This window comes from Chryseobacterium sp. MIQD13 (genome assembly GCF_050496705.1).
GTDB lineage: Bacteria > Bacteroidota > Bacteroidia > Flavobacteriales > Weeksellaceae > Chryseobacterium.
Window position 1 is genome coordinate 270,280 of record NZ_JBNWAF010000003.1, and the last position, 24,783, is coordinate 295,062.

At 36.9% G+C, this 24,783-nt stretch carries 28 protein-coding genes; 7 read left to right on the top strand and 21 right to left on the bottom strand.

The annotated features are described in order from the left end of the window. Nucleotides 1-73: 73 nt before the first annotated feature. The 13 genes from ACQWU4_RS13575 to ACQWU4_RS13635 form a co-directional block, all read right to left on the bottom strand. Nucleotides 74-361, bottom strand: coding sequence for a GNAT family N-acetyltransferase (locus tag ACQWU4_RS13575; RefSeq protein ID WP_429936284.1), 288 nt, complete (start codon nt 359-361; stop codon nt 74-76). Nucleotide 362: 1 nt separating this feature from the next. Further along, complete coding sequence (locus ACQWU4_RS13580) at nt 363-758, bottom strand: OsmC family protein (protein ID WP_429936285.1); 396 nt, start codon at nt 756-758, stop codon at nt 363-365. Then, nucleotides 758-976, bottom strand: a complete 219-nt coding sequence (locus ACQWU4_RS13585; RefSeq protein WP_429936286.1) for a (4Fe-4S)-binding protein — start codon at nt 974-976, stop codon at nt 758-760. Before ACQWU4_RS13585 ends, ACQWU4_RS13580 begins: the two co-directional genes overlap by 1 nt. 1 nt (nt 977) lies before the next feature. Further along, nucleotides 978-1,556 carry a TMEM175 family protein gene (locus ACQWU4_RS13590; RefSeq protein WP_429936287.1) on the bottom strand — a complete coding sequence of 193 codons (579 nt, stop codon included), beginning with the start codon at nt 1,554-1,556 and terminating at the stop codon, nt 978-980. Continuing rightward, nucleotides 1,549-2,088: an NADPH-dependent FMN reductase gene (locus ACQWU4_RS13595; protein WP_429936288.1), complete on the bottom strand. Its 540-nt coding sequence runs from the start codon at nt 2,086-2,088 to the stop codon at nt 1,549-1,551. Before ACQWU4_RS13595 ends, ACQWU4_RS13590 begins: the two co-directional genes overlap by 8 nt. Nucleotides 2,089-2,111: 23 nt before the next feature. Continuing rightward, nucleotides 2,112-3,011: a pirin family protein gene (locus tag ACQWU4_RS13600; protein ID WP_429936289.1), complete on the bottom strand. Its 900-nt coding sequence runs from the start codon at nt 3,009-3,011 to the stop codon at nt 2,112-2,114. A 55-nt stretch (nt 3,012-3,066) separates the two neighbouring features. Continuing rightward, nucleotides 3,067-3,378 carry a GNAT family N-acetyltransferase gene (locus ACQWU4_RS13605; RefSeq protein ID WP_429936290.1) on the bottom strand — a complete coding sequence of 104 codons (312 nt, stop codon included), beginning with the start codon at nt 3,376-3,378 and terminating at the stop codon, nt 3,067-3,069. A 141-nt stretch (nt 3,379-3,519) separates the two neighbouring features. Continuing rightward, a complete protein-coding gene (locus tag ACQWU4_RS13610) occupies nt 3,520-4,395 on the bottom strand; it encodes a pirin family protein (protein ID WP_429936291.1) in 876 nt (291 codons plus the stop codon). Between the two features lie 98 nt (nt 4,396-4,493). Continuing rightward, on the bottom strand, nt 4,494-5,897 hold the full coding sequence (locus ACQWU4_RS13615; protein ID WP_429936292.1) for an MFS transporter: 1,404 nt from the start codon (nt 5,895-5,897) through the stop codon (nt 4,494-4,496). 141 nt (nt 5,898-6,038) lie between these two features. Continuing rightward, the gene (locus tag ACQWU4_RS13620; protein WP_429936293.1) at nt 6,039-6,851 is read right to left on the bottom strand and encodes a hypothetical protein; all 813 of its coding nucleotides are present in this window, start codon (nt 6,849-6,851) and stop codon (nt 6,039-6,041) included. A 193-nt stretch (nt 6,852-7,044) separates the two neighbouring features. Beyond that, the gene (gene asnB / locus ACQWU4_RS13625; protein ID WP_429936294.1) at nt 7,045-8,715 is read right to left on the bottom strand and encodes an asparagine synthase B; all 1,671 of its coding nucleotides are present in this window, start codon (nt 8,713-8,715) and stop codon (nt 7,045-7,047) included. Nucleotides 8,716-9,034: 319 nt separating this feature from the next. Then, a complete protein-coding gene (locus tag ACQWU4_RS13630; protein WP_429936295.1) occupies nt 9,035-10,699 on the bottom strand; it encodes a GLPGLI family protein in 1,665 nt (554 codons plus the stop codon). Nucleotides 10,700-10,867: 168 nt separating this feature from the next. Beyond that, on the bottom strand, nt 10,868-12,073 hold the full coding sequence (locus ACQWU4_RS13635) for an RsmB/NOP family class I SAM-dependent RNA methyltransferase (RefSeq protein WP_429936296.1): 1,206 nt from the start codon (nt 12,071-12,073) through the stop codon (nt 10,868-10,870). Between the two features lie 310 nt (nt 12,074-12,383). Here ACQWU4_RS13635 and ACQWU4_RS13640 point away from each other — a divergent pair, with 310 nt between their 5' ends. Continuing rightward, on the top strand, nt 12,384-12,728 hold the full coding sequence (locus ACQWU4_RS13640) for a zinc ribbon domain-containing protein YjdM (RefSeq protein WP_429936297.1): 345 nt from the start codon (nt 12,384-12,386) through the stop codon (nt 12,726-12,728). 316 nt (nt 12,729-13,044) lie between these two features. Here ACQWU4_RS13640 and ACQWU4_RS13645 read toward each other — a convergent pair whose 3' ends face one another. Beyond that, the gene (locus tag ACQWU4_RS13645) at nt 13,045-13,980 is read right to left on the bottom strand and encodes a sulfate/molybdate ABC transporter ATP-binding protein (RefSeq protein ID WP_429936298.1); all 936 of its coding nucleotides are present in this window, start codon (nt 13,978-13,980) and stop codon (nt 13,045-13,047) included. Between the two features lie 75 nt (nt 13,981-14,055). Here ACQWU4_RS13645 and ACQWU4_RS13650 point away from each other — a divergent pair, with 75 nt between their 5' ends. Continuing rightward, a complete protein-coding gene (locus tag ACQWU4_RS13650; RefSeq protein ID WP_429936299.1) occupies nt 14,056-14,715 on the top strand; it encodes a YceI family protein in 660 nt (219 codons plus the stop codon). 127 nt (nt 14,716-14,842) lie between these two features. Further along, nucleotides 14,843-15,853, top strand: a complete 1,011-nt coding sequence (pheS, locus tag ACQWU4_RS13655) for a phenylalanine--tRNA ligase subunit alpha (RefSeq protein ID WP_429936300.1) — start codon at nt 14,843-14,845, stop codon at nt 15,851-15,853. Between the two features lie 335 nt (nt 15,854-16,188). Here the strand turns inward: pheS and ACQWU4_RS13660 are convergent, their stop codons facing one another. Continuing rightward, entirely contained in the window at nt 16,189-16,959 is a 771-nt protein-coding gene (locus ACQWU4_RS13660; RefSeq protein ID WP_429936301.1) for a DUF3108 domain-containing protein, read from the bottom strand. Between the two features lie 157 nt (nt 16,960-17,116). Here ACQWU4_RS13660 and ACQWU4_RS13665 point away from each other — a divergent pair, with 157 nt between their 5' ends. Continuing rightward, nucleotides 17,117-18,172, top strand: coding sequence for an NAD(P)/FAD-dependent oxidoreductase (locus ACQWU4_RS13665; RefSeq protein WP_260540129.1), 1,056 nt, complete (start codon nt 17,117-17,119; stop codon nt 18,170-18,172). A 12-nt stretch (nt 18,173-18,184) separates the two neighbouring features. After that, entirely contained in the window at nt 18,185-18,514 is a 330-nt protein-coding gene (locus ACQWU4_RS13670; RefSeq protein ID WP_080778227.1) for a 2Fe-2S iron-sulfur cluster-binding protein, read from the top strand. A gap of 84 nt (nt 18,515-18,598) precedes the next feature. Here ACQWU4_RS13670 and ACQWU4_RS13675 read toward each other — a convergent pair whose 3' ends face one another. The 5 genes from ACQWU4_RS13675 to ACQWU4_RS13695 form a co-directional block, all read right to left on the bottom strand. Continuing rightward, nucleotides 18,599-19,138, bottom strand: a complete 540-nt coding sequence (locus tag ACQWU4_RS13675) for a hypothetical protein (RefSeq protein ID WP_429936302.1) — start codon at nt 19,136-19,138, stop codon at nt 18,599-18,601. A gap of 19 nt (nt 19,139-19,157) precedes the next feature. Then, the gene (locus ACQWU4_RS13680; RefSeq protein WP_429936303.1) at nt 19,158-19,739 is read right to left on the bottom strand and encodes a TIGR00730 family Rossman fold protein; all 582 of its coding nucleotides are present in this window, start codon (nt 19,737-19,739) and stop codon (nt 19,158-19,160) included. Nucleotides 19,740-19,941: 202 nt separating this feature from the next. Beyond that, nucleotides 19,942-21,384, bottom strand: a complete 1,443-nt coding sequence (locus ACQWU4_RS13685; RefSeq protein ID WP_429936304.1) for an aminoacyl-histidine dipeptidase — start codon at nt 21,382-21,384, stop codon at nt 19,942-19,944. A 121-nt stretch (nt 21,385-21,505) separates the two neighbouring features. Next, entirely contained in the window at nt 21,506-21,997 is a 492-nt protein-coding gene (locus ACQWU4_RS13690) for a hypothetical protein (protein WP_429936305.1), read from the bottom strand. 19 nt (nt 21,998-22,016) lie between these two features. Beyond that, complete coding sequence (locus tag ACQWU4_RS13695) at nt 22,017-22,622, bottom strand: hypothetical protein (protein WP_429936306.1); 606 nt, start codon at nt 22,620-22,622, stop codon at nt 22,017-22,019. Nucleotides 22,623-22,890: 268 nt separating this feature from the next. On the opposite strand from ACQWU4_RS13695, the gene recR reads away from it, so the two are divergent. Both recR and ACQWU4_RS13705 read left to right on the top strand, forming a co-directional pair. Next, nucleotides 22,891-23,502, top strand: a complete 612-nt coding sequence (recR, locus tag ACQWU4_RS13700) for a recombination mediator RecR (RefSeq protein WP_429936307.1) — start codon at nt 22,891-22,893, stop codon at nt 23,500-23,502. Nucleotides 23,503-23,504: 2 nt separating this feature from the next. After that, nucleotides 23,505-24,338: a glycosyltransferase family 2 protein gene (locus tag ACQWU4_RS13705; protein WP_429936308.1), complete on the top strand. Its 834-nt coding sequence runs from the start codon at nt 23,505-23,507 to the stop codon at nt 24,336-24,338. Between the two features lie 51 nt (nt 24,339-24,389). Here ACQWU4_RS13705 and secG read toward each other — a convergent pair whose 3' ends face one another. Beyond that, nucleotides 24,390-24,746 carry a preprotein translocase subunit SecG gene (gene secG, locus ACQWU4_RS13710; RefSeq protein ID WP_429936309.1) on the bottom strand — a complete coding sequence of 119 codons (357 nt, stop codon included), beginning with the start codon at nt 24,744-24,746 and terminating at the stop codon, nt 24,390-24,392. Nucleotides 24,747-24,783 lie beyond the last annotated feature (37 nt).

Genomic DNA, 24,783 nt, shown 5'->3' on the forward strand with positions numbered 1-24,783 from the left:
GTTCTGCTGAAAAAGAAAAAGCCTTTCAGAATAAAACATCTGAAAGGCCTGTATCTTGAAGACAAAATTAGTATCAGTTAACTAAAACATCCTGTAATTCTTCACTTTTCTGAAAACTTGCTTTGGCAAAGGGGCAAAGCGGAATAATCTTTTTGTTATTTTTCCTGGCGAAATCTACAGCTGCCAGAAGCATGTCTTTTCCTACACCTTTACCGTTATAGGCTTCTTCCACCTCTGTGTGGTCTATAATAAATCTTTCTTTTCCGGCCCAGGTATAGGTCATTATTCCTGCGCGTCTTCCATCTATGAAAGCTTCAAAACTTCCGTGTTTTTCGTCGTTGTTTTGTTTTACTTCGGTCATATTATGAAAATTTGGTTAGTATTTCTATGTCGTTAGTTAATATTTTGTGTACAGGACAGGCATCTGCAATGGTATGCAGCCTTTTCATCTGCTCATCATCCAGAACCCCTTCAAAGCTGATGTCTCTTTTGAATACAGCTCTTTTCGTCAATGGGAAATTTTCAAGTTCTACTTCTACGTTGATGTTTTCCACATCCCATTCCTTTCTTTCGATGTACATTCTTAACGTGGCAGCAGTGCAGCTTGCCAGAGATGTTGCCAGGATTTCCAATGGGTTGAAACCTTTATTCTGTCCGCCTTTATCTATAGGCTCATCAGTAATAATCTGGTTTTCACCAGCCGTTACTTCAGTATAATATTTTGTTTTTCCTAAACTTGCTTTTACCGTTACCGCCATTATTGTTCTGTATTGAATTTATAACTTAATGCTCCTGAAGGGCATTGGTCTATCTGGTTTTTAAGTTCTTCAGGACTTGCGTTTTCAGCTTTTATCCACGGTCTGTCTTTAGGATTGTAGACTTTGGGAAGCATTTTTACGCAGACAGCCGAGTGGATACACTTTTTAGGCTGCCAGATGACAGTAATGCTGCCGTGGGGATATTCGTGTGTTTCCATATTAATTTTCTTTTAATGATTTTTCGATTCTTCGGTCCGGAATCAGCCATATGAGAGCCACGAGATAATAAAAACCTATGGCAATATAGGGATAAAAAAATGAAACAGCGATTCCAAGTACATAAAATACGATTGAAATATATTCTTTAAATTTTGACTGTATGGCTTCTTTCAACTTGGAACTTTCACCCTCATTCTTAAGGATAAGATTTTCTAAAATAGTATAGGCTACAGCAGACATGATCAGACCAATTCCATAAGCTGCTGTTGGGTTCTCTGCAAAATGAGTCGTTCCGATCCATTCCGTAGCGATAGGCATCAGCGAAAGCCAGAACAGGAGATGAAGATTTGCCCATAAAATGCTTCCGTTCACTTTTTTTACCGTCTGAAACAAATGGTGGTGATTATTCCAGTAGATTCCTACATAAATAAAACTGAAGATATAAGCCAGAAACCTTGGAAGGAGAGGTTTGAGACTGGCCCAGCTGCTTCCTTCCGGAACCTTCAGTTCAAGAACCATGATGGTAATGATGATGGCTAAAACACCATCACTGAAGGCTTCAAGTCTTCCCTTAGTCATTGGTTTTAATCTCGTTTTTAAAGTTTGCGATCTTATCTTTAAGCTCCTTCAGCATATCAGGATTGATCACACCGCTTTCCAGATCAAAATTTTCATAAAACTTCGGAAGCGAGAAAGTATCCTTGATATCTGCTGCAAACTGTGGGAAAAATGTTTTGGCTGTATTCATTACATTTCCGCCTCCGTAACCTCCGGGGGAAGTGCTCATAAGAAGCATCGGTTTATTCTGAAATACCTTTACATTAATCCTTGAGGCCCAGTCGAAGACATTTTTAAAAGCCGAGCTATATGACCTGTTATGTTCAGCAAGTGAGCAGATAATCACATCACATTCTTCAATTTCCTTTAAAAACTGATGGGCTTGATCCGGGAATCCTTTTTTTTCAAGATCTACGGAGAAAACAGGCATCGTGAAATCATTGAGGTCAATCAGATTGATTTCTTCCTCCTGAAAATCTTTCAGAACAAATTTTACCAGTTCCCTGTTGATAGAAGTAGAAGAGGTACTTCCTGCAAATGCTAATATTTTCATAGTTTATTAATCCGTACTGATTATTATTTTCTGTTTAGAATGGCCTTTGGAAGCGGAACGTATTCTTTTTCATCGCCCGGAACCAGAGGAAATGCGTCATGGTTCTGATCATTCCAGTTTACTTTAGCCTGATCGATCATTTCTTTATCTGAATTTACAAAATTCCAGAATATAAACCGTTCCTCATCAAAAGGTTCGCCTCCGAAAAGATAAACCGTGCCGTTTTCACTCATGTCAAATTCACATAGTTTGGTATCTTTGGCAATCATCAGCTGTTTTGAGCCGTAAGTATTTCCTTCCGTGGAAACCGTTCCGTCCAGCACATACATGGCTGCTTCACCATAAAGATCCTTTCCGATACTTATTTTCTTAGCTTCCTTTGTTTTAATCTCGATAAAGAATAATTTGCTGTGAACAGGAACTGCAGACTGCCTTCCGAATGCTTCACCTGCAATTAATTTATATTGAATCCCATCTTCTTCCCATACCGGAATTTCATCTGCTTCAATATGATGAAAAGTAGGTTCTGTCTGTTCAAGATGTTTTGGAAGACCTACCCAGATCTGGAATCCGTGAAGTCTTTTATCGCTGTGTCTTAAATATTCAGGAGTTCTTTCCGAATGCACCACTCCTTTTCCGGCAGTCATCCAGTTAACGGCTCCCGGCTTTATCTCAACTGCGCTTCCAATGCTGTCTCTGTGAAAAATAGATCCTTCAAGAAGATAAGTTAAAGTGGATAAGCCAATATGCGGATGCGGCGGAACATCAAGATTCTGGTAATCTTTCAGTTCGGAAGGTCCCATATGATCGATGAAAACAAACGGTCCAACCGCTCTTTTTTCACGGAAAGGAAGAAGTCTTCCTACCAGGAAATTTCCTATATCTGCTGCTTTTTCTTCTATGATAAGTCCAATATTTGACATAATAAATTGAATGTTTTTAAATTTAAGTTAATGAAAATAGATCTTTAGCTTGCGGCTACAGTTTGTCGTATCCTTCAAATCTTTCATCAACAATACGTTTCCACTCCGGATGTCTTTTGATATAGGCAAAAACGTAAGGACAGAAAGGAAGAAGCTTTTTTTGATTTTCTTCAATATAAGCCAGTGTTTTTTCTACAACGGCAGTAGCCGCCCCGGTTCCTGCAAGCTCAGGATCTGTTTCTGTATGCACTAAAGCAATTTGATGACCCATTTCACGGTAATCGATAAATGCGAAATGTCCGTCAATTTCTATTTCAAATCTTTTTCCTGCTTTTACAAGAGGAATATTTTCAAATTCTGGTTTCATAAATTTCTGTATTGTATATTGCCTGGCGGATCGTAAAGACGTAAAGTGATTTTGAACTGTACGCCTTTACGTTTCACCAAACATAAGTATATAAAGTTAATAAAAAAGGGAGAATTTAAGATTAAGATAAATTTAATTCTACTAATCTTCCAGATAACCGAATTTTCCCGTGTTAAAATCTTCAAAAGCCTGCATGATTTCTTCTCTTGTATTCATTACAAAAGGTCCGTGAGGATAGATCGGCTCATTGATCGGTTCTCCGCTGATAATCAGTATTATTGAATCTTCCTGAGCTTCAATGCTGAATGTTTCACCTTCATTTTTGAATAAAACAAAATGATCTGAGGCTGCTTTTTCCTCTCCGTTTACGATAATGCTTCCTTCAATAACCAATGCAGCTGTATTAAAGTCGGCAGGAAAACTGAATTCTGCTTTTCCGCCTGCTTTTAATTTTGCATTCATCATATTTACCGGGGTAAAAGTATCTGCAGGACCCTTATGGCCATTATATTCCCCTGCGATGATCTCTACAAGACCGTTATCACCTAGATTGACATGTTCCATGGCTGCATTTTCTATAGCCTGATATTTCGGGCAGCTCATTTTGTCTTTTGCAGGAAGATTGATCCATAGCTGGACCATCTGGAAAATACCGCCTTTTTTGGACCATTCGGTTTCATGGTATTCTTTATGAAGAACTCCTTTTGCTGCAGTCATCCACTGCACATCTCCTTCACCTATAATCCCGCCGCCACCGGCACTGTCGTGATGTTCTACTTTACCCTGATAAGCTATCGTTACGGTTTCAAAACCTCTGTGAGGATGAACTCCTACACCTCTTGGTCTTTCAGAACCATTAAAATAAAACTTTGAATTGTAATCAAGCATAATAAACGGGTCCATTCTTTTCATATCCAATCCGTGTACTCCCGGTATAAAATTATGAACCCTAAAACCATCCCCTACAAAATGTGCAGGTTTTGGAGATATCACCATTTCTACTTTTTTCGCTGTCATAATATTGTGAATTTTATATAACAAAAATACAGCAGCGAAGAATCAGATGCATTGATCTGTGTTAAGTTCGTTAGTGTGAAATGCTAAGCTTTTTGACGTTATTCTTCCTTTGATTTCATATTCTTCCCGTCTGAAATATGGAGTCTTCTGAACACAAAGCCGGATATGATCGTCAATATTCCAACGGTAAGGAAAGTGTAGCGGAAAGCGTTATGGGTTTCACCTTTGATGAGGTCAGAACTTTCAAATAATTTTAAAACAATCAGTCCGAAAGCGATTCCGAAACCTATGGCTAGCTGCTGGTTAACCGATATTAATGAATTTCCGCTGCTGGTCTGGAAATTTCTCAGATCTGCAATGGAAATGGTATTCATCGAAGTGAACTGGATAGAGTTGAAAAATCCTAATATGGCAATAATCGGGACAAACCAATATAAAGAAGTATGGATATTGGGAATGGCAAGAAGACAGATCAGAGTTCCAATAATGAAGGTATTTACCATTAAAGTCTGCCGGTAGCCGTATTTATCTAAAATTTTAATAACCGATGATTTTCCGAATATCGCTGTAAGGGCCATTGGAGCGATGATCCATCCGGAAGTGACTGCCGATTGTTTGTAAGCGATCTGGATCATTAACGGAAGGAGTAAAGGAACGGAGCTGATCCCGAGTCTGGTGGCCAGATTTCCGACAATTCCTACACGGAAAGTTCTTACCTGAAACAGGTTCAGTGGAAAAATAGGGTTGCCGTCTCTTTTTGCGTGTTTGTAATAGTAGTACAGAAATAAAAAGCCCAGAATAAAGACAAAAAGTACGGGACTGATATTCTGCATGTCCCCGAACAGTTCCAACGAAACAGACAGGAGAAGGGATGCTGCTGCAAAGATTAAAAATCCTTTCAGGTCAAAGTCAACATCAGCAGATTTGTAGTCAGGCATATACTTAAAGCCTAAAATGATCCCTAAAACTCCAATCGGAATATTGATCAGAAAGATCCAGTGCCATGAAAGATAATCTACCATATATCCTCCGACTAAGGGACCAAGTACAGGCCCGATCAATGCTGGGATAATTGCGAAGTTCATTGCTTTAAGCAATTCGTTTTTATCAAATGTTTTAATCAGGGCAAGCTTTCCTACAGGGGTCATCAAACTTCCTCCGACTCCCTGAATGACCCTTGAAATAACGAGATGAGTCAGGTTTTGCGACATGGAGCAGAATAGCGAACCTAAACTGAAAAGAACCAGCGAGAAAATAAATACTTTCTTAGTTCCAAACCTGTCTGCCAGAAAACCACTTGCAGGCATAAAAACCGCAAGAGTCAAAACGTAGCTGATAATAGCGTTCTGCATATTGAGGGGAGATTCATGAAGATCCCTGGCGATAGAGGGCAGGGAAGTATTCAGAATGGTGGAATCCAGCATTTGCATAAAAATAGCAGTGGCCAGGATAAGCGGAAGGATTTTTTTTACAGAGATCTGTTGCGGACTTGTTTCTATCATTCGGTGTAGACTGGAAAACTGATGGGTTCCAGATTTATTTTTTATTGAATCAGTTTCTGCTTTTAAGGCAGTTTGATTCTTAGATGAAGAATTTCATATAAAATTAAAAAAGTCCTGTGAAATTTCACAGGACTTTTAAATTTATTTTCTAGGTTTTTCTACTCCTTTCCATTCATCGCCGGCTTTTCTGTACTGGCTTAGGATGTAAGTTTTGAAATCTTTTGTTTTGTACTCGATGTTATCGGTGTTTTGTTCAAACGGCATGATGTAATAGTAGTCTACATCTGTTTTGTCTGTTTTGTTTCCCTTTTTCACAGAAGGAACATATTTGGAAAACTTATAGCTTGGAAGATACTGTTTTAATCTTGTATAGAAAGCCTTGTTTTCTTTTTCTTCAGGAATAATATCTACAATATTGAAGTCATCTTTTTTCTTATCAATCCACAGGTAGTAGGTTTTTTCTTCACCTAGGTTTCTGTTTAAAGAGTTGAAGGCAAAAAGTTCTTTGGGAACCAGCTCTTTGATTTTCTCAGGATCTACTTTGGTGTAGAACTGTCCTTTGGAAGGATCAACATAAGTTTCAAGATTATATATCAAAACTGAGTTGTTTTCGAATTTTTTATTCTTAAAATATTGATTTAAAGATAACTCTGCCGTTGCTCTGAGTTCTTTTCCCCTGTCATCCAGTTTTTTTGTAGGATTCTGAGGGTTTACTTTTTTTACAAACTCATACAAAATAACAGGCTTTACATCTTTCAGGTGAGGATAGGTTTTAAGCTGTTCTGCTTTTACCAGCCAGTAGAATTGCTGATAATAATCGTCCTTATCTGCATCTTTCACACTTTTGTAAGATAAAGCAAGCTTTTTTGAATTTAAGTATTTGCCGTATTTTCCCTGTCCGAAAGCAAAACTGATGGATAGTAAGGCAAATAAAACAGTAAGATTTCTTCTCATTTTTTTATAATTGATATTTTCGTTGTCCAAATATAATTATTTCTTGGATATTATTTTTGATTGTCGGTTAAATTATATTGATATTATTAACGTTATTCAAAAGAAAATCCTGTATTTCTACAGGATTGATAATTTTTTATAATCAAAAGCCAGAGATGAGATCTTAGGAATTAGATTTCAGATCAGAAAATCATTACTCATAACTCGTCTCATGTACTTTCACTGCTCTTCCGCTTGGGTCGTTCATTTTTTTGAAAGCTTCATCCCATTCCAAGGCGATAGGAGTGGAGCAGGCTACTGACGGAACTGACGGAACTGTTGCAGCTGCTGTTTCGCTTGGGAAGTGCTCTTCGAAGATGGTTCTGTAGCGATATTCCTCTTTGTTCTGAGGCGTGTTCAGAGGAAATCTGAATTTTGCATTAACCATCATTTCATCAGTAACTTCTTTTTCTGCAACTTCTTTTAAAGTATCGATCCAGGAATAACCTACACCGTCTGAAAACTGCTCTTTCTGTCTCCATACGATAGATTCAGGAAGAATATCTTCAAAAGCTTTTCTTAATACCCATTTTTCGATTTTTCCTTCTGCTGCATTGATCATTTTGTCTTTTGGGTTTACGGTCATTGCAATGTCCATGAATTCTTTGTCAAGGAAGGGAACCCTGCCTTCAATTCCCCAGCTCATTAAGGCTTTGTTGGCTCTTAAGCAGTCGTAAAGATGAAGCTTGCTTAATTTTCTTACTGTTTCATCATGGAATTCTTTTGCGTTCGGAGCTTTGTGGAAATACAGATATCCTCCAAACAGCTCATCCGAACCTTCACCTGAAAGTACCATTTTGATTCCCATAGATTTAATTACCCTTGCCAAAAGATACATTGGGGTAGAAGCTCTGATTGTAGTTACATCATAGGTTTCAAGATGATAGATCACGTCACGTACAGCATCCAGTCCTTCCTGAACAGTAAAATTAACCTCATGATGAACAGATCCGATATGGTCCGCAGCTTTTCTTGCTGCAGCCAGGTCCGGAGATCCTACCAAACCCACTGCAAAACTGTGAAGTCTTGGGTACCACGCTTCCTGAGTATCACCGCTTTCAATTCTCTGTCTTGCATATTTTGCAGTAACTGCTGAAATAACGGATGAATCCAGTCCTCCGGAAAGAAGAACGCCATAAGGAACATCACTCATCAGCTGTCTGTGAACGGCATCTTCAAGCCCTTTTCTTATTTTTGAAATGTCGGTTTCGTTATCTTTTACATGGTCAAAACTTTCCCAGTCTCTTTTGTACCACTGCTGAAGCTCAGCTCCATCAGGGCTGTATACAAAATGTCCCGGAAGAAAAGTTTCAATGGTTTTGCAGATGCCTTCCAAAGCTTTTAATTCGGAAGCAACGTAATAATTTCCGTTTTTATCCCATCCCTGGTAAAGAGGGCAGATTCCCATATGGTCTCGTGCGATCAGGTAGATTCCTTTTTCTATATCATAAAGGGCAAATGCGAAAATTCCGTTAAGCTTTTCAATAAAATCCTTTCCGTATTTTCTGTATAGTGCCAGAATCACTTCGCAATCTGATTGGGTTTGAAATTCAAAATCCGGAAATTCTTCTTTTAATTCTCTATGGTTATAGATTTCTCCGTTCACGGCAAGAACTACTTTCCCGTCTTTAGTGAACAAAGGCTGCTTTCCTGAAGTAGGATCTACGATAGCAAGCCTTTCATGGGAAAATACTACTTTTTCATCCTGAAACACACCACTCCAGTCCGGGCCGCGGTGACGGATTTTTTTTGACATTTCTAAAACCTGGGGTCTTAGTATTTCGGTCTTTTGTTTGGCGTCAAACAAACATACGATTCCACACATATTGTTACTTATTTGAAGCAAAATTAGTTTTGATGTTTAAAAATAACAATAAAAAATATTTAAATGTTAAAAATTTTAATCAATTTAATTTATTTAATTAAAAATATTAACTTTTAAGGTGAATTGTACTGTATTTAATTGATTTTTTTCGCCGGAGAAAAATTAAGTGTATACCCTATACAAAATTAAAATGAAATAATTATTAATATATGGTAATTTATTATATGAATTTTAGCCCTTACTTTGTGGCTCGAAATAATTTTTTTTCATCATTTGTGTTTTTACCTTCTTGCAATTCTCTTTGCAAGAAGGTTTTGTTTTATTGGGACCCTAGCAGAACACCTGATACATTCCATGAACTGAAGCTTGTGCCTTCCGTAGCTCCCTGAGGAATCTTTATCTGTATTGTATGTTTACCGGCCTTCAAATCTCCAAGCGGAATGAAATCAGGATTGGTAACTGTTCCCGGACACCAGTTCGACCTGCTGAGGTCTGAAGAAGAAAGCCCGTCCGGAAAATTCCCCGATGCCGGATTGTAAAGTCTGTACGAACCGCAATCTGATCTCCACGGAACAAAAGAATAGGTCATTTTACCATCTAAGAATATGGAATTGGACTTCGGAACAAACTCGTCTCCGTTTTCCCAGCCTCCGTGTCCGGTAGTAATATATCTCAGCTGAGCATTTCTAATATCCTTTTTTAAGGTGAATTCCACATAAAGTCCTTTGTCCTTGTCAAACATGGTAGAATAATCCTGCCCTGCCATTTCCATAATATTTAAAGTATTAAAAAGCGGAATGGCAACATTGTTCTTATACACTGTCTGGTCACTTTTATGGATGGTGATCTCAAGGCTTACTTTATGGCCTCCTTTATCGTAATTACCAATAAATGTACCTATCCACAGTTCTTTTTCAGAAAGAGAAGGTTTTAATTCTGTAATATCCTGACGGTATGGACTGATAGTCTGCCAGTCTTTTCCTTTTAACTGAATATGATTGAATTTCTGGATTCCGAAAGCAGTAAAGAATCTCATCATTTCTATAGCAGGGCTATAATTTTCTGTAGCTGTTACTCCGTAATACTGTTTTCCGTTGCCGTTTTCATAAACAGGAAGTGTTTTAGCACCTTTTTCAAGTCCGTCAAAAAAAGAGGATGATTGATCCTGAGGAATAAAGAATACAGTCCCGGTTCTGTCATAAGCATCACCGTTAGACTGCTGCTTTACTTCAACAAAAATATTTTCACCTTCTTTTATGGCAGGGAATTTTATTTTTTTAAGGATGATTGTTCCGTTGGCAAATCTTTTTACATTTTCAGCTGATTTCGATTCATCTGAAAAATTGATAGTTTCATTTTCAAAAACTTTCAGTGTGGTAAAGCGGCTTTTCCAAAGAAGATCTTTATAGCCTAACAGGTCTGTAGACTGTATTGTTCCCTTTAAAATAGAAGCAATATCCGTCTTTTTAACTTTTTTGATCGAAGTGGCAGTAATCAAAGAATTTTTATTTCTTTCTACCTCTAAAACAAATCCTAAATTCTGCCCTAAAACCGATGGTCCGCCATTCATTTTCAGATCATTGGTATACCAGACTTCTATGGTATTGGAATTGATCTTTGTGACTGCTTTTTTGCAGGTATAACCCAGAATCTTTTTCGTTTCATTTGTTAATTCAAAATTCTGTTTTCCTACTGATTCTGCATCTGATGAAGAAATAATTTCTCCCGGTTTCAGGAAAGCATATGAAACAACTGTGTTGGAGGGTTTTTCTACCTTGATGATTTCAAACGGATATTCACTTTTCTGCTCTCTGATGGTATTGTTCAGGATAAAATTTTCTTTTCCGTCTGCCCATACAAGGGTAGGAGACTGTTCGGTAAGAACTTTTCCATTATAAGAACTGGTATACTGAATTTCATAAGTCTGTGCATATGAAAGACAATATAATAAGGCAAAGAAGCTGAGAAGAATTCTTTTATGCATAGGTATAGTTTTTCCCGGGGTTTGAAACTATTTATAATATCAATAAGTAAGGAATAATGATACAGATGTTACAAATAGCTTTTCAGAACATATAACTGATTGAAATTTTAAACAAAAAAGCTGCTCTGAAATAGAGCAGCTGTATTATCTTATATTTGAATCCAATAATTAGGAAACTCTTTCGATCAGTGCCATATAAAACCCGTCATAGCCTTGACTAGGCATTACTTTGTCGTCTTTAACTAATTTAAAGCCGGAATTATTTTTCAAAAATTCTTCTACCTGTAAATTGTTTTCAGACGGCAGGATAGAACAGGTAGCATATACCATTTTTCCGCCTACTTTTACCATTTTGGAATAATCCTGAAGAATCTGTTGCTGCTCTTTTTTAATTCTGTCGATGAAATCCTGGTCAATTTTCCATTTGCTGTCAGGGTTTCTTTTTAAAACACCCAATCCTGAACATGGAGCATCAATCAATAAACGGTCTGCCTTGTCATGAAGACGCTTGATCACTTTATTGTCGGAGATCATACGGGTTTCAATATTGTGGGCTCCCGCTCTTTTTGCACGGCGTTTCAGCTCAGCCAGTTTCCATTCGAAGATATCTAAAGCTACAATCTGGCCTTTATTTCCCATCAATGCTGCTAAGTGAAGTGTTTTTCCACCTGCACCTGCGCAAGCATCCACAACTCTCTGGCCTTCTTTTACATCAAGAAAATATCCTATTTTCTGTGAAGAAGCATCCTGAACTTCAAATAAACCTTCCTTAAAAGCTGTTGTAAGGAAAACATTCTTCTTTTCCTCAAGCTGTACCGCATCCGGATAGTTTTTTACTGTATAAGCCACTACATTTTCATCGGAAAGATCAGAAATCAGTTCTTTGGTAGATGTTTTTAAAGTATTGGCTCTTAAAACTGTAGGAGCTTGTTCATTCAAAGCACGCATTTCTTTCTCCCAGCCGGCGCCCAGTTCTTTTTCCAAAGTTTCAGCCAGCCATTCAGGAATAGAATGTTCGATTGCTTTTGTAGGAACAGTATTTTTTTTAAGTTTGGTAAGAATATCTGCAATTTTAATTCCGTCAAATTCTTCAAACTTCTTATAATTGGTCTTGCTCCAAAGCAGATATGCGATAATAAGTTTGTAAATATTGTTGGGTTTTACGCCTTCGCCCATATAGTATTCAAGGCGCTTTCTCCAACGGATAATATTATAGAAAATCTCAGAAACAACAGCTCTGTCCTGGCTTCCCCATTTTTTATGAGCTTTTAAAAGTCTTTCGATTACCTTATCGGCGTATTTATTTTTCTCGAAAAATGTTTCCTGTAAAGCATCGTGAATTCCGATTGCCAGGTTTCTGTGAATAAGTTCCATAAATTTGCTTCGCTGTTTGAATCTGCAAAAGTACGAATTATAGTTGAGAGTTTCGGATGCGTGTTTCTGGGTTTGAGAGTCAGAGAGTTTTAGAGTTGATAGTTGCCGAATAAGCATTTTTGATAAAGCCACTGCCAAAATAATCTGCAGCTCCACATCTTAATCTTAATGTCAGGTATCTAAAATCTTGATTCAGTTCTAAAAAATTCACTATTGACAGCTTATCATCTGAAATCCTGTCTCTTGGGCATAAATAGATTTTACATGAATACATTGTGCAAAAAATTCTACCTTTGCAAAAATCAAAAATATGAGTGATACTGTACTTTGTCCGAAATGTAGCTCTGAGTTTACTTATCCGAGCGATAATATGATGGTGTGTTCGCAATGCTTCTACGAATGGAGCCCTGAGGAAACGGCAGCTGCAAGCGCTAATGAAGGGAAAATACTGGATTCAAACGGGAATGAGCTTCAGGATGGTGATTCTGTGGTGGTCATCAAAGATCTTCCTGTAAAAGGAGCACCGAAGCCGGTAAAAGCCGGAACAAAAGTTAAAAATATCCGCCTCAGACCGGATAGTGACCATAATATTGACTGTAAAATTGATGGTTTCGGATCTATGGCTCTGAAATCAGAATTCGTAAAGAAAGCTTAGGGCTGAAAATAAAAAAAGGAAAGAATTGGACAGTGTAATCTTTCAAAAAGACTTAATTGCAGTGACCTGCTAATGTCCGTCTCAAGGCAGAAAGAGAATTAACCAAAAATTTCCTTATGCTGTGGAAATACAAATGTAAGAAAAAGTTTCAAACTGCTTCTTGGATTTGTATTTTTTTTATCCACATATTAACAATAACTATAAGAAAATCTAAGAGTTATGAAATTTTTAACATTGCATTGTGACTTTGTTAAGAATGATAAAAATGCCTATAGAAAATTGGTAAAGTCTTCCACCGATTTGCTATTTCATTTGTTTAAACAAACGAAATTTTGATGTTTCCTTCTATCTTTTCATCTGTATAAACGATAAGTTCTTTGCTGTAAACCCTGATCTTATTCCAATAATGGTTTCCGGCAAATCTGCTTTCCAGGAGTTCGGCTTCTGTTCCGTTTTCTGATATTTTTATTTCTTTAGGATAATATGAAAATTTAGGAAGCTGAAATTCTGCTTTTTCCTCTTCACTGAAAATATTCACTTCACCAAAAAGTTTGGCTACATAGGAATTATAAGGATTTTTGTAGCTTTCCTCAGGGCTGTCGTTCTGGATCAGCCGTCCATCTTTCAGAATAACAATTTGGTCGAGCCACGGCATAATTTCCTGCAATTCATGGGTAGAAATAATCAGGGAAATCTGATGCTGCTTTACATATCTGAATAATCTTTCGCGAAGTTCTATTTTTCTGGGAAAATCCAGATTGCTGAAAGGCTCGTCTAAAATAAGAAGCTTCGGGAGTACGGAAAGTGCTCTCGCTATGGCAACCCGCTGCTGCTGTCCGCCACTTAAATATTTAGGAAGTATATGGGCAAACTCCTGAAGTCCTACGACTTCCAGAAGCTCCATGACAGTTTCTTTTTTCTGAGTTAAATTGATGTTAGAAATAAATTTTCCTACGTTTTCAGCAACGGTAGCATAAGGCATAAGGTCAAAATTCTGGGCAACCAGTTTCATTTCGGCTTCTCCGGGAACAAGATTTCCTTTAGGTCCCAAAAGTTTTGTCCCGTTAAAAACAATCTCGCCGCTTTCCCAGTCAAGAAGTCCGTAAATCAGGTTGAGCAATGTAGATTTTCCACAGCCGCTTTCTCCCGCCAGTGCAATGATTCTGCCTTCCTCAAAACCCATATTAAGGTTCTGAAACAGGGGCTTATCTTTAGTATGGGAAAAATATAAATTGTTTATTTCTAAAAGCATAATACAAATGTAAGGTTTTTATGAAAAAATAAATTTTTTTATTATATTAGCGGAAGTAATAAAAATATATCAAAAATGAGAAAAAAGTTGTTTTCACTGGCTATTCCTGCTTTATTTGTTGCAGCCGTAGCGGTTTCTTGCAAAAAAGACAAACCGGTTACGAGCGAAAGCAATGAAGTGACAACTACAAAAGACGGGAATCAGTATACAGTGGATACACTAAACAGTAGAGTGGAGTGGAAAGGATATAAAATTTTCAAGTCTGAAAGCACAAGCCATTTCGGAACAATCAAGTTTGAAAGTGGTGATGTAACAGTGAAGGACGGAAAGCTTGAAAGCGGAAAATTTGTTGCTGATATGGGTTCTTTAACATCTGTAGATCTTAAAGATGATGCCGAGCAATTAGGAAAATTGAACAACCATCTTAAGAGCGGTGAATTCTTTGAAGTGGAAAAATTTCCTACAGCTTCTTTTGAGATTACAAAAGTGACACCGGCAACGGAAGGAGATTATAATACGCTTCTTGACGGGAATTTAACGATCAAAGGTATTACAAAACCGGTTCAGTTTAAAGCTAATGTTTCTGTAAAAGATGGAGAAGTAAGTGTGGCTACTGAGCCTAAGGATATTAAAAGAAATGAGTTTGGTGTGAAATTCCAGACTTCTGCTGAAAACGGTGTGATTAAAGATGAGGTGACTCTTCAGATCAACGTTAAAGCTTTGGAAAAGAAATAATTTTTTTATTTAAGTGAAATAAGTGATTGAAGTCTGCCTCCCGTAAAGGGGCAGATTTTTTTATTACAGATTCATTATTAAACTTAAAAAACGTATTTTTGCAAAACATTTTTGAAAGGGTAAAACAATGATAGAAAAGATAGAAGAACTACTTACCGAAGTAAACAGCTTCAATGCTACGTCTAAAGAGGAAATTGAAAACTTCCGGATTAAGTATAATGGTAAAAAAGGTGTTCTGAACGATTTTTTTGAGAAATTTAAAGAAGTTCCAAACGACCAGAAAAAGGAATTCGGACAGAAAATCAATTCTTTAAAACAGGCAGTTGCCGGAAAATTAGAAGATCTTAAAGATGCTTCCCAATCTGCTGTTGTCACAGAAAAAGAAGATCTTACAAGACCTGCTTTTCCATTGGATCTTGGATCAAGACATCCAATCAACCTTGTGAAAAACAGAATCATTGAAATTTTCAAATCCATAGGTTTTGCAGTTGCTGATGGTCCTGAAATAGAGGACGACTGGCATAACTTTACGGCGCTTAACCTTCCCGAATATCATCCGGCAAGAGATATGCAGGATACTTTCTTCATTGAGCAGAATCCGGATATCCTTTTAAGAACGCATACATCTTCCGTACAGATCCGTTATATGGAAGAAAATCAGCCGCCAATCAGAATCCTTTCTCCGGGAAGAGTATTCAGAAATGAGGCTATTTCTTCACGTTCACACTGTATATTCCATCAGATCGAAGGTTTATATATTGATGAGAATGTAAGTTTTGCAGATCTTAAGCAGACGATCCAGTTCTTTACGACTGAGCTTTTCGGAAAATCGAAGATCAGAATGAGACCGTCTTATTTCCCTTTCACAGAGCCAAGTGCTGAAATTGATGTTTACTGGGGATTAAATTCTGAAACCGACTACAGAATTACGAAAGGAACAGGATGGCTGGAGATCATGGGGTGTGGAATGGTAGATCCTGCCGTTCTTAAAAATGTGAATATTGATGCTGAGAAATATTCAGGATATGCTTTCGGAATGGGTATTGAAAGAATCACAATGCTTCTTTACCAGATGAGTGATATCAGAATGTTCTTCGAAAATGATATCAGAACTTTAGAACAGTTTAAATCACTATAAAAAATTAAACCTCCGGAATCCCGGAGGTTTTTGTTTTTAATTACTGACCTAAGAAACAAAACGTAATTAAAAACGATTCTATTGAAATTTACAACGTGATTGTCTTATTCACTGTTACAGTGAAACATTACTTTATATTAACTTTTCTCTTCCTGACAGCTTGTCACGCTGAGCGGAGTCGAAGCGTGATATGAGTACTTTAAGCTCTTTCAGTCTTTATCTCGTCTGTTATTAATAAGACAACCAAAAGCAGAAATCCATTACATCTTCAAATAAAAAATGCCGACAAAAAATTCTTGCCGGCATCCTATAATTTTAATGACTGATGGATAGTCTTATTTAATATACTTTAAAGGATACTTTACATTTTTAAGATCATCAATACTTGCTTTCAATGAACCTACGGCCAATTCAGCCTGCAAAAGCATAGGAATATGATTGGCATCATTAGTTACCCACATCGTTACACCTTCTTTTTCTTTGAAAACCCTTCCGCTTTTTACAGACGGGATAATCTTCAGACAATTGATCTTACCGAATTTTGTTTTCAGATCTTCTGTACCGGTCACTTTTAGCTGAAAAGGAAACATTTCATCATCAATCCATACATTCATATTGATTACCGTTCCTACTTTCAGCTCGCTTGTGCTTTTACTTCTCAGGTAATAGAAGCAGGAAAGCATATCCTGAACTCCCTTTACGGATTTAATCACCTTTGAACCATTTGCAGGTGTTTTTTTATCAGTTAAGATCAGCGTATTGTTGTTATGGTTGAAAACGGTTTCAAAATGTTGTCTGTAGCTTCCTTCACGTACATTTCTTACGTAAAAGCTTGGCAGTCCGGTTTCTGTATTAATAAAGCTTTCATATAAATCTTCTACTTTAAAGAAAGCTTTTACGGCGCCTGTAGTCTGCCCGGTACCTTTCACGTACAGATGGGGAACACCCATATAATTTGTTTTCTTTGTGGTAAGATTGGCGGTTCCCGCATTCAGGATTCCATAATGGATTCTGAACGTAATAGATTCACCGTCAGCAATATTGTCAATCTGGGCATGGCCAAACATAAACATTAATATTGCAAAAAGACTTAAAATTTTCTTCATGGTATGACATTTAACAAAAACATTGCCAAATTTAAGATTCTTAAGTATTTACAGGGATTTGATAAATCTCAGGTTTTTATTTAGAATCAATTAAATATGCTTAGCATTAAAATTAGTAAATTTGCAGTTACATGTATAATTAAATTATCTTATTATTATGATAACCACCGATATATTGATCATAGGAGCCGGACCTACCGGGCTTTTTGCTGTTTTTGAAGCAGGTTTATTAAAAATGAAGTGTCATATTATTGACGCGCTTCCACAGCCGGGAGGACAGCTAGCAGAGCTTTATCCGAAAAAACCTATTTTCGATATTCCGGGATATCCTTCGGTAAATGCAGGAGAATTGGTAGATAATTTGATGGAACAGATCAAGCAGTTCCAGCCTGGATTTACTTTGGGGGAAACTGCAGTTTCTTATACAAAGGTAGACGATGAGTGGTTTGAAGTGATCACGAACAAAGGAACAGTTCACAGATGTAAAGCGATTGCCATTGCAGGTGGATTGGGAACTTTTGAGCCTAGAAAACCTACTTTCGAAAATGTTGCTGATTATGAAGAAAAAGGTCTTGAATATTTCGTTAAAGAACCTGAGCATTTCAGAAATAAAAAAGTAGTAATTGCCGGAGGTGGAGATTCTGCTCTTGACTGGAGTGTTTTCCTTTCCAACGTTGCAAGTGAGGTAACATTGATTCACAGAAGAAATGAGTTCAGAGGGGCTTTGGATTCGGTGGAAAAAGTTCAGGATCTTAAAAACGAAGGAAAAATTAAATTGATTACCCCTGCTGAAGTTACCGGAATTAAAGGTGACGGAAAGGTAGAGGCAATCACGGTACAGATTGAAGGCCAGGAAGCTTACGATATTGAAACGGACTATTTCATTCCTTTATTCGGATTGACACCAAAATTAGGGGAGATCGGAAACTGGGGACTAAATATCGAGAAAAATGCAATTGTTGTGAACAATGCACTGGATTATCAGACCAATATCGACGGAATTTACGCAATTGGGGATATCAATACTTATCCCGGTAAGCTAAAGCTTATCCTTTGTGGTTTCCATGAGGCTACGTTGATGTGCCAAAGTGTTTACAACAGACTGAATCCGGGTAAGAAATTTGTACTAAAATATACGACAGTAAGCGGTGTAGACGGATTTGACGGAAGCCGTAAAGAAGCAGAAAAGGCAGTTGTGAAAAAAATTGACTAATTTTGCATTATTATGTCAGATATTAATATTAAGATCACGGATCGGGAAGGGGTAACTCATGATGTTGTAGCACCTACAGATATGTCTATGAACCTGATGGAGATCATCCGCTCTTATGAATTGGCGGAAGAAGGAACTATCGGTGTATGTGGTGGAATGGCAATGTGTGCCTCATGTCAGGTATATGTGATCAACGATCCGGGGCTGGAACCAATGGGAGATGAAGAAGATGCCATGCTGGCAGAAGCCTATCACGTAAAAGACAATAGCAGACTGGGATGCCAGTTGCATATGATGGATGAAATGGAAGGTCTTGAAGTGGAGATTGCTCCTTATCCTTAGAGTATATTTAATTTAAGTTAATATAAAAAACCTCCTGAAGATTTTCTTCAGGAGGTTTTGTTTTATGTATGTCGAAAATTATTATTATCTGTAGTCAGAAAAATAAATTTTTCCAAAATTTTTAATAGTTTCAACTTCTGTTCTGCTTTCAACCTCTCCGTTTTTATGGGATTCAAATATTCTAACCTTTTTGTGAAGAATGAAATTATTTGAAAGCTTATCATATTTAAAAGTAATAATTTCTTTCATTTTGTTGCCTTCAGGAATAAATTTGTATTCAAGAATAAAAGAAAAACTATTTTTTTTAATTTTTAAATCTTTGAAAGGATCTGTAATATCTTCATTACAGTCTGAACATGGAATAATATTATCGTTCGATGCGGAAAATGAGGGCGTTCCGTCTTTTTTCAACAAGTCTATTTGTACAATTCTACATTTTGGATAATCGTCATCTTCGATATAATGATTTTTGCACTGAATTTTTTCGATTTCAATATTGTCAGGAATTTTATCATTATTCAAATCATTCTTTATATATTTTTTGAAAATATATCTTTGTTTTTGGGCTTTACACAAATTATTAAAGAAGAATAGAGACAATACTATCAGTGTAAATCTAATCATAGTTTATCAGTTATAGTTTTTAAACTTCCTCCTTCGAAATCCACTTTCCGACAGTAGGAGCCTCATAATTTTTCATTTTTTCCAAAAGCTCATCAATGCTGCCACTTATTAAGAGCATATCACGGTTCACTTGCTTTAAAAATCCTTTATCCACCATTGTCTGAACCAGTCTTATCAGATCATCATAAAATCCATTGATATTCAAAATCCCGATTGGTTTTTTATGAAGTCCCAGTTGCGCCCAGGTGATCATTTCAAAAAACTCTTCCAAAGTTCCATAGCCACCGGGAAGAACGATTACACCGTCACAGAGGTCATTCATCTTTGTTTTCCTTTCGTGCATGGTTTCTACGAGGATAAGATCTGTAAGATTTTTGTGGGCAATTTCTTTGGATTGCAGGAAGTGGGGAAGAACTCCAATGACTTTTCCATTTTCATTTAAAGCTCCATCTGCAACAGCTCCCATCAAACCAACATCTGCGCCGCCATATATTAGCTGAATATCTTGTTTTGCCAATGTTTTTCCAAGTAAGGTTGCCTGTTCTTTATAAATATCGTCCGAACCGAAACTTGAACCGCAGAATACTGTTATACTTTTCATTATTGTAATGTTATTTTGAGTTTTTTGAACCATTAAAGCTCAGTGAATCTATTAAAAAGAGAGATAGCAAATATATTTTAAATCTAAAATTAACGCCAATACATCCTGAATGATCTTAAAAACTTAATAAAATCTTAATGTTTAAAACTAAAATATCCAAAATCATAAGACTTTGGATATTCAATACAGCAATTTTATCTTTTTATTTTAAAGGAATGTTCGCTAAAATATCTTTAGTGAAGCTCCAGAATTTCTGTGCAGAAGGAATATTGGCTTTTTCATCAGGAGAATGTGCTCCTCTAATTGTAGGACCAAAGCTTACCATTTCCATCTGAGGATAATTGGCTCCGATGATACCGCATTCTAATCCGGCATGACAAGCTACTACATGAGGTTTTTCACCGAATTTTTCTGTGTAGATCTTTTCCATCAGCTGTACGATCTCAGAGCCAGGCTTTGGTTTCCATCCAGGATAAGAACCGCTGAATTCCACTTTCATTCCTGCCAATTCCGCAACAGATTTTAACTGTTCAGCCACAGAATATTTGGATGAATCTACAGATGATCTCGTAAGGTTTAAAATTTTAAGCTCACCGCCTTTTAATTCTACTCTGGCTACATTGTTGGATGCTTCCACAAGGTCTTTTACATCAGGACTCATTCTGTAAACTCCATTATGAAGAGATTTCAAAGTCAGGATGATCTTTCTGGAATCTTCTTCAGAAATTGCTTTATCAGAAGTTGTTGAGTTTTCGATATTGATCTGTAAGCCTGCTTCAACAGATGCAAATTCTTCCAGGATTTCTTTTTTCAGAACAGTAACCTCTTCAATAAATTCCTGGGCATTTCTTACAGAAATAAGAGCAACACCTTCTCTTGGAATAGCATTTCTCAAACCGCCGCTGTCTATAGAAATCAGCTGGATATTCTGCTTGGCTAGACCATTATAAAGAAGCCTGCCCAGAATAAAGTTGGCATTTCCGAAGCCTTTGTGGATATCCATTCCTGAGTGTCCGCCCTGAAGGCCTTTTACCTCAATTCTTATGATCTGTCCATTTGGAGCTTCAACAGCATAGTTTTGAGTGATGGTAACATCTACACCTCCTGCACAGCCAATATCAATTTCGTCATCTTCTTCTGTATCAAGATTTAACAGGATTTCACCAGTCAGCTGTCCCGGTTTTAAACCTAGAGCACCTGTCATACCGGTTTCTTCATCAATTGTGAAAAGGGCTTCCAGATCCGGGTGAGGAATATCTGAACTTTCAAGAATAGACATAATGGTTGCTACTCCCAAACCGTTATCGGCTCCTAACGTTGTTCCCTTTGCTTTAACCCAGTCTCCATCGACTTCCATTTTGATTCCTTCCGTCTCAAAGTCAAAATTAACATCATTGTTCTTCTGGCATACCATATCCAGATGCGACTGAAGCACTACAGATTTACGGTTTTCCATTCCGGCAGTAGCAGGTTTCTTGATAATCACGTTTCCCACTTCGTCTACAGTAGTCTGCAAACCTAGATTTTCGCCGAATCCTTTGATGAAAGCAATCACTCTTTCTTCTTTTTTAGACGGTCTTGGAACTGCATTCAATTTGGAGAAATTTTTCCAGATTATCTGCGGTTCTATGTTAGATAATTCCATGAAATTTTATTTTTATCAAAATTACAAAATAAAAAATGCTTCTGTGAATTCAGAAGCATTTTTTATAAGGGTTATCAGGCAAAAAGACTGATATAGAGGTTTTACTTTTTTGCGTTCAGTTTTAGCATCCGCATTCACCATAAATTGGTGTTGTTTCAACGGTACCGTCCGGTTTTTCAATCGTCAGGGTACCTTCGAATAATAAAGCCTCTTCACTTTTTATCTTTTTACCTTTTACAGAGATTTTATAGTTGTCGCTTTCAATTTCTTTCGTCAGCTCCTCATCCACCTCCATATCGCTTGACGAAATAAGATTCATAGCTAATCTTTGACCATCAAGTTTCATATAAGCTGTTTTTCCTGCATCATCAGCATAGATGTATTTTTCTGCTTCAAAATCAGCTTTATTTCTTGCGAAATAACATGAACATTCTTTGATCTCTTTTGGAAAAGGGATAATATCTACCAGGATTTTTCCTGATGATGTACCTGTTTTTGCTGAATCTTTAGTAAGGTTTAAAGAATCTGCAGGAGTAGGATTTTGAATAGTTTCCTTATCTTTTTTACATGCGGTCAAAAGAAACGCTGAAAAGAAAATGATTAAATATTTCATTGTCTGTGGTTTTTATTTTTTAGCCTCTTGCTCTTTCCAGAAGAACCATCATCAGTAATGACAGGATCACTAAACTTTCGTCTTCGTCATCAATGTCGATTACTCTGTCAAGCTGGAATCTTCTTCCAAAGAAAGAAGGCATTTTTTTCAGTTTAAAATATTCCTTTCCGTCTATACCTCTTACAGTATAAGCAGGATTAAGAAAATAACCTGTAAACATACCTATGAGTGGAATTTCACTGACCATCCCGTCAAAGAATTTTGTCCATGCATTATCTTCTGTAACGGTGAATTTGGGCTGGTCATTTTCATCCAGGATGTCATAGGAAGATTTCCATAATGAACGCATTCCCTTTCTTGCCAGTCTTCCGTAGTTTTTATTCTCGGTAAGATCACTTAAAGAATAAGAAGCATTGAAATCAATCCATTGATTGGCTTTGATTCTGAAAAGCTCCTTAGTTTTACTTTCGTCATTAAAAACAATAACATCTTCCTTCAGTTTGAACATTTTCTGGCGGACATAAGCCACATAGTTACCGTTTCTGTCCGTAATATTGAAGTCACTCGATAGCGTAGAGATCTTGAATTTGAAATCCAGAGGATAATTTAGATTTTTAAGTACCATTAGTTTATTTTTTTCATATTAGAGTCCCAAAGATAAAGGTTTTTTTAGAGTTTTGAATGATGGATGAGTTTCTGTACAGCGTATTCATGCAAAATGTATTCATGAAACAAGAACCATACTATCGTATTTCAAGCCATTTCTTGATGGTTTAATTGTTACAAGCCTTTTTAATATTAGTAACATTTAATCTTCAAGATTCTGAAAATACTCTGACTCTCCAATCCCCATATTCTCTCAATTCTCGACAATATTCCTTATTTTTGTACTTATGGATTACCCTAGTAAAGTTTTGGCAAAAGCCGTAGATGAAATTTCAGGACTGCCCGGAATCGGGAGAAAAACAGCTTTGAGACTGGCGCTACATCTGCTAAAACAACCCACTTCCAGAGCGGTAGGTCTTGGAAACTCATTAATCAACCTTGTTAACGAAATAAAATACTGCAAAGAATGTCATAATTTTTCAGATTTTGATGTCTGTGAGATCTGCAGCAATGAAAAGAGAAATGGTGAGCTGATCTGCATCGTTGAGGATGTACGTGATGTAATCGCTATTGAAAATACAGGGAAATTTACAGGGAAATATCTGATCTTAGGAGGGAAGATATCACCAATGGAGGGTGTGGGACCCAACCAGCTGAATATTCCCAGTATTGAAAGAAAACTGAATGAAGGAGTGGTGAAAGAATTTATTTTTGCATTAAGTGCTACCATGGAAGGGGATACAACAGCTTATTATATCTATAAAAAATTTAAAAACTTCAGTGTGAATTTCTCGAGTATTGCCAGAGGAATTTCAGTAGGAGACGAGCTGGAATATGCAGATGAAGTATCTTTAGGTAGGTCTATTATTAACAGGTTGCCATACAACGAAAGGGATTAGATATGAAGCTGTCTATAATTATTGTTAACTATAATGTGACCCAGTTGTTGAAAAACTGCCTTCTGTCTATTCAAAAATATACGGAAGGAGAGAATTATGAGGTCATTGTTATAGACAATGCATCAACAGATACATCCTGGGGTGATCTTATTCCGGAATTTCCTGAGGTACGTTTTATGTCTTCTGAACATAATGAAGGTTTTGCTATTGCCAATAATAAAGCTATAAAAACAGCTGCCGGAGAATATGTTCTTCTTTTGAATCCGGATACGGAACTGGAAGGCTCTTATATGAAAGATATCCTGGATTTTGCAGATTCCAAAACAGATTTCGGCTGTTTAGGGATAAGAATGCATGATGCGGAAGGAAATTTTCTACCGGAAAGCAAACGTTCAGTTCCTGATATGTTCAACTCTTTTGAGAAGCTGTTTACCAATCTTAAAAAAAACAATTCAAAATCTTATTATAGAAATGATATTGATGAAAATGCAGTTGATGAAGTAGATGTGGTTACGGGAGCTTTTTTATTGATCAGAAAAGAAGTTTACGAAAGGACAGGTGGTCTTGATGAAAGCTATTTTATGTATGGGGAAGATATTGATCTTTGCTACACACTGTTAAGAAATGGCTACAAAAATTATTATTATGGAAAAGCTTCTCTTCTTCATCATAAGGGAGAAAGTACCATTAAAGATGAGGTGTATCTTGACCGTTTTTATGGAGCCATGCAGATCTTTATAGATAAGTACTATAAAGAATCTAAGCCGTTACAGTATTCATTTTTAAAAGCAGGGCTGAAGCTTCGGCATAAAATAGAAAGGATCAAGTTAAAATAAAAAAGCAGTTCAATTTGAACTGCTTTTGTTTTATATAAGGTAATTCTGTTATTACTTTGCCGGAGCTGCAGGTGTCTGAGCCGGAGTCGTTGTAGTAGCTGCCGGAGCAGTTTGCTTAGCCGGAGCGGAAGTTTCTTTCTTCACAGGCTGTTGTGTTGGTGCTGCTGTAGCAGGTTTACCAGTGATCACAACGCTTATAAGGATAAGAACGATGATTACTGCTCCCAGAGTCCATGTTGCTTTTTCCATGAAATCATTGGTTCTCTGTACTCCAAACTGTGCAGATGATGCACCTCCGAAAGTACTGGAAAGGCCTCCGCCTTTTGGATTTTGAGCCATAACGATGATTACCAATAAAACGCTGGCAATCATAATAAGAACCATCAATAGTGTAAATATAGTATCCATTAATTCTGATATCTTTTTGAATGGGCAAATTTAATCT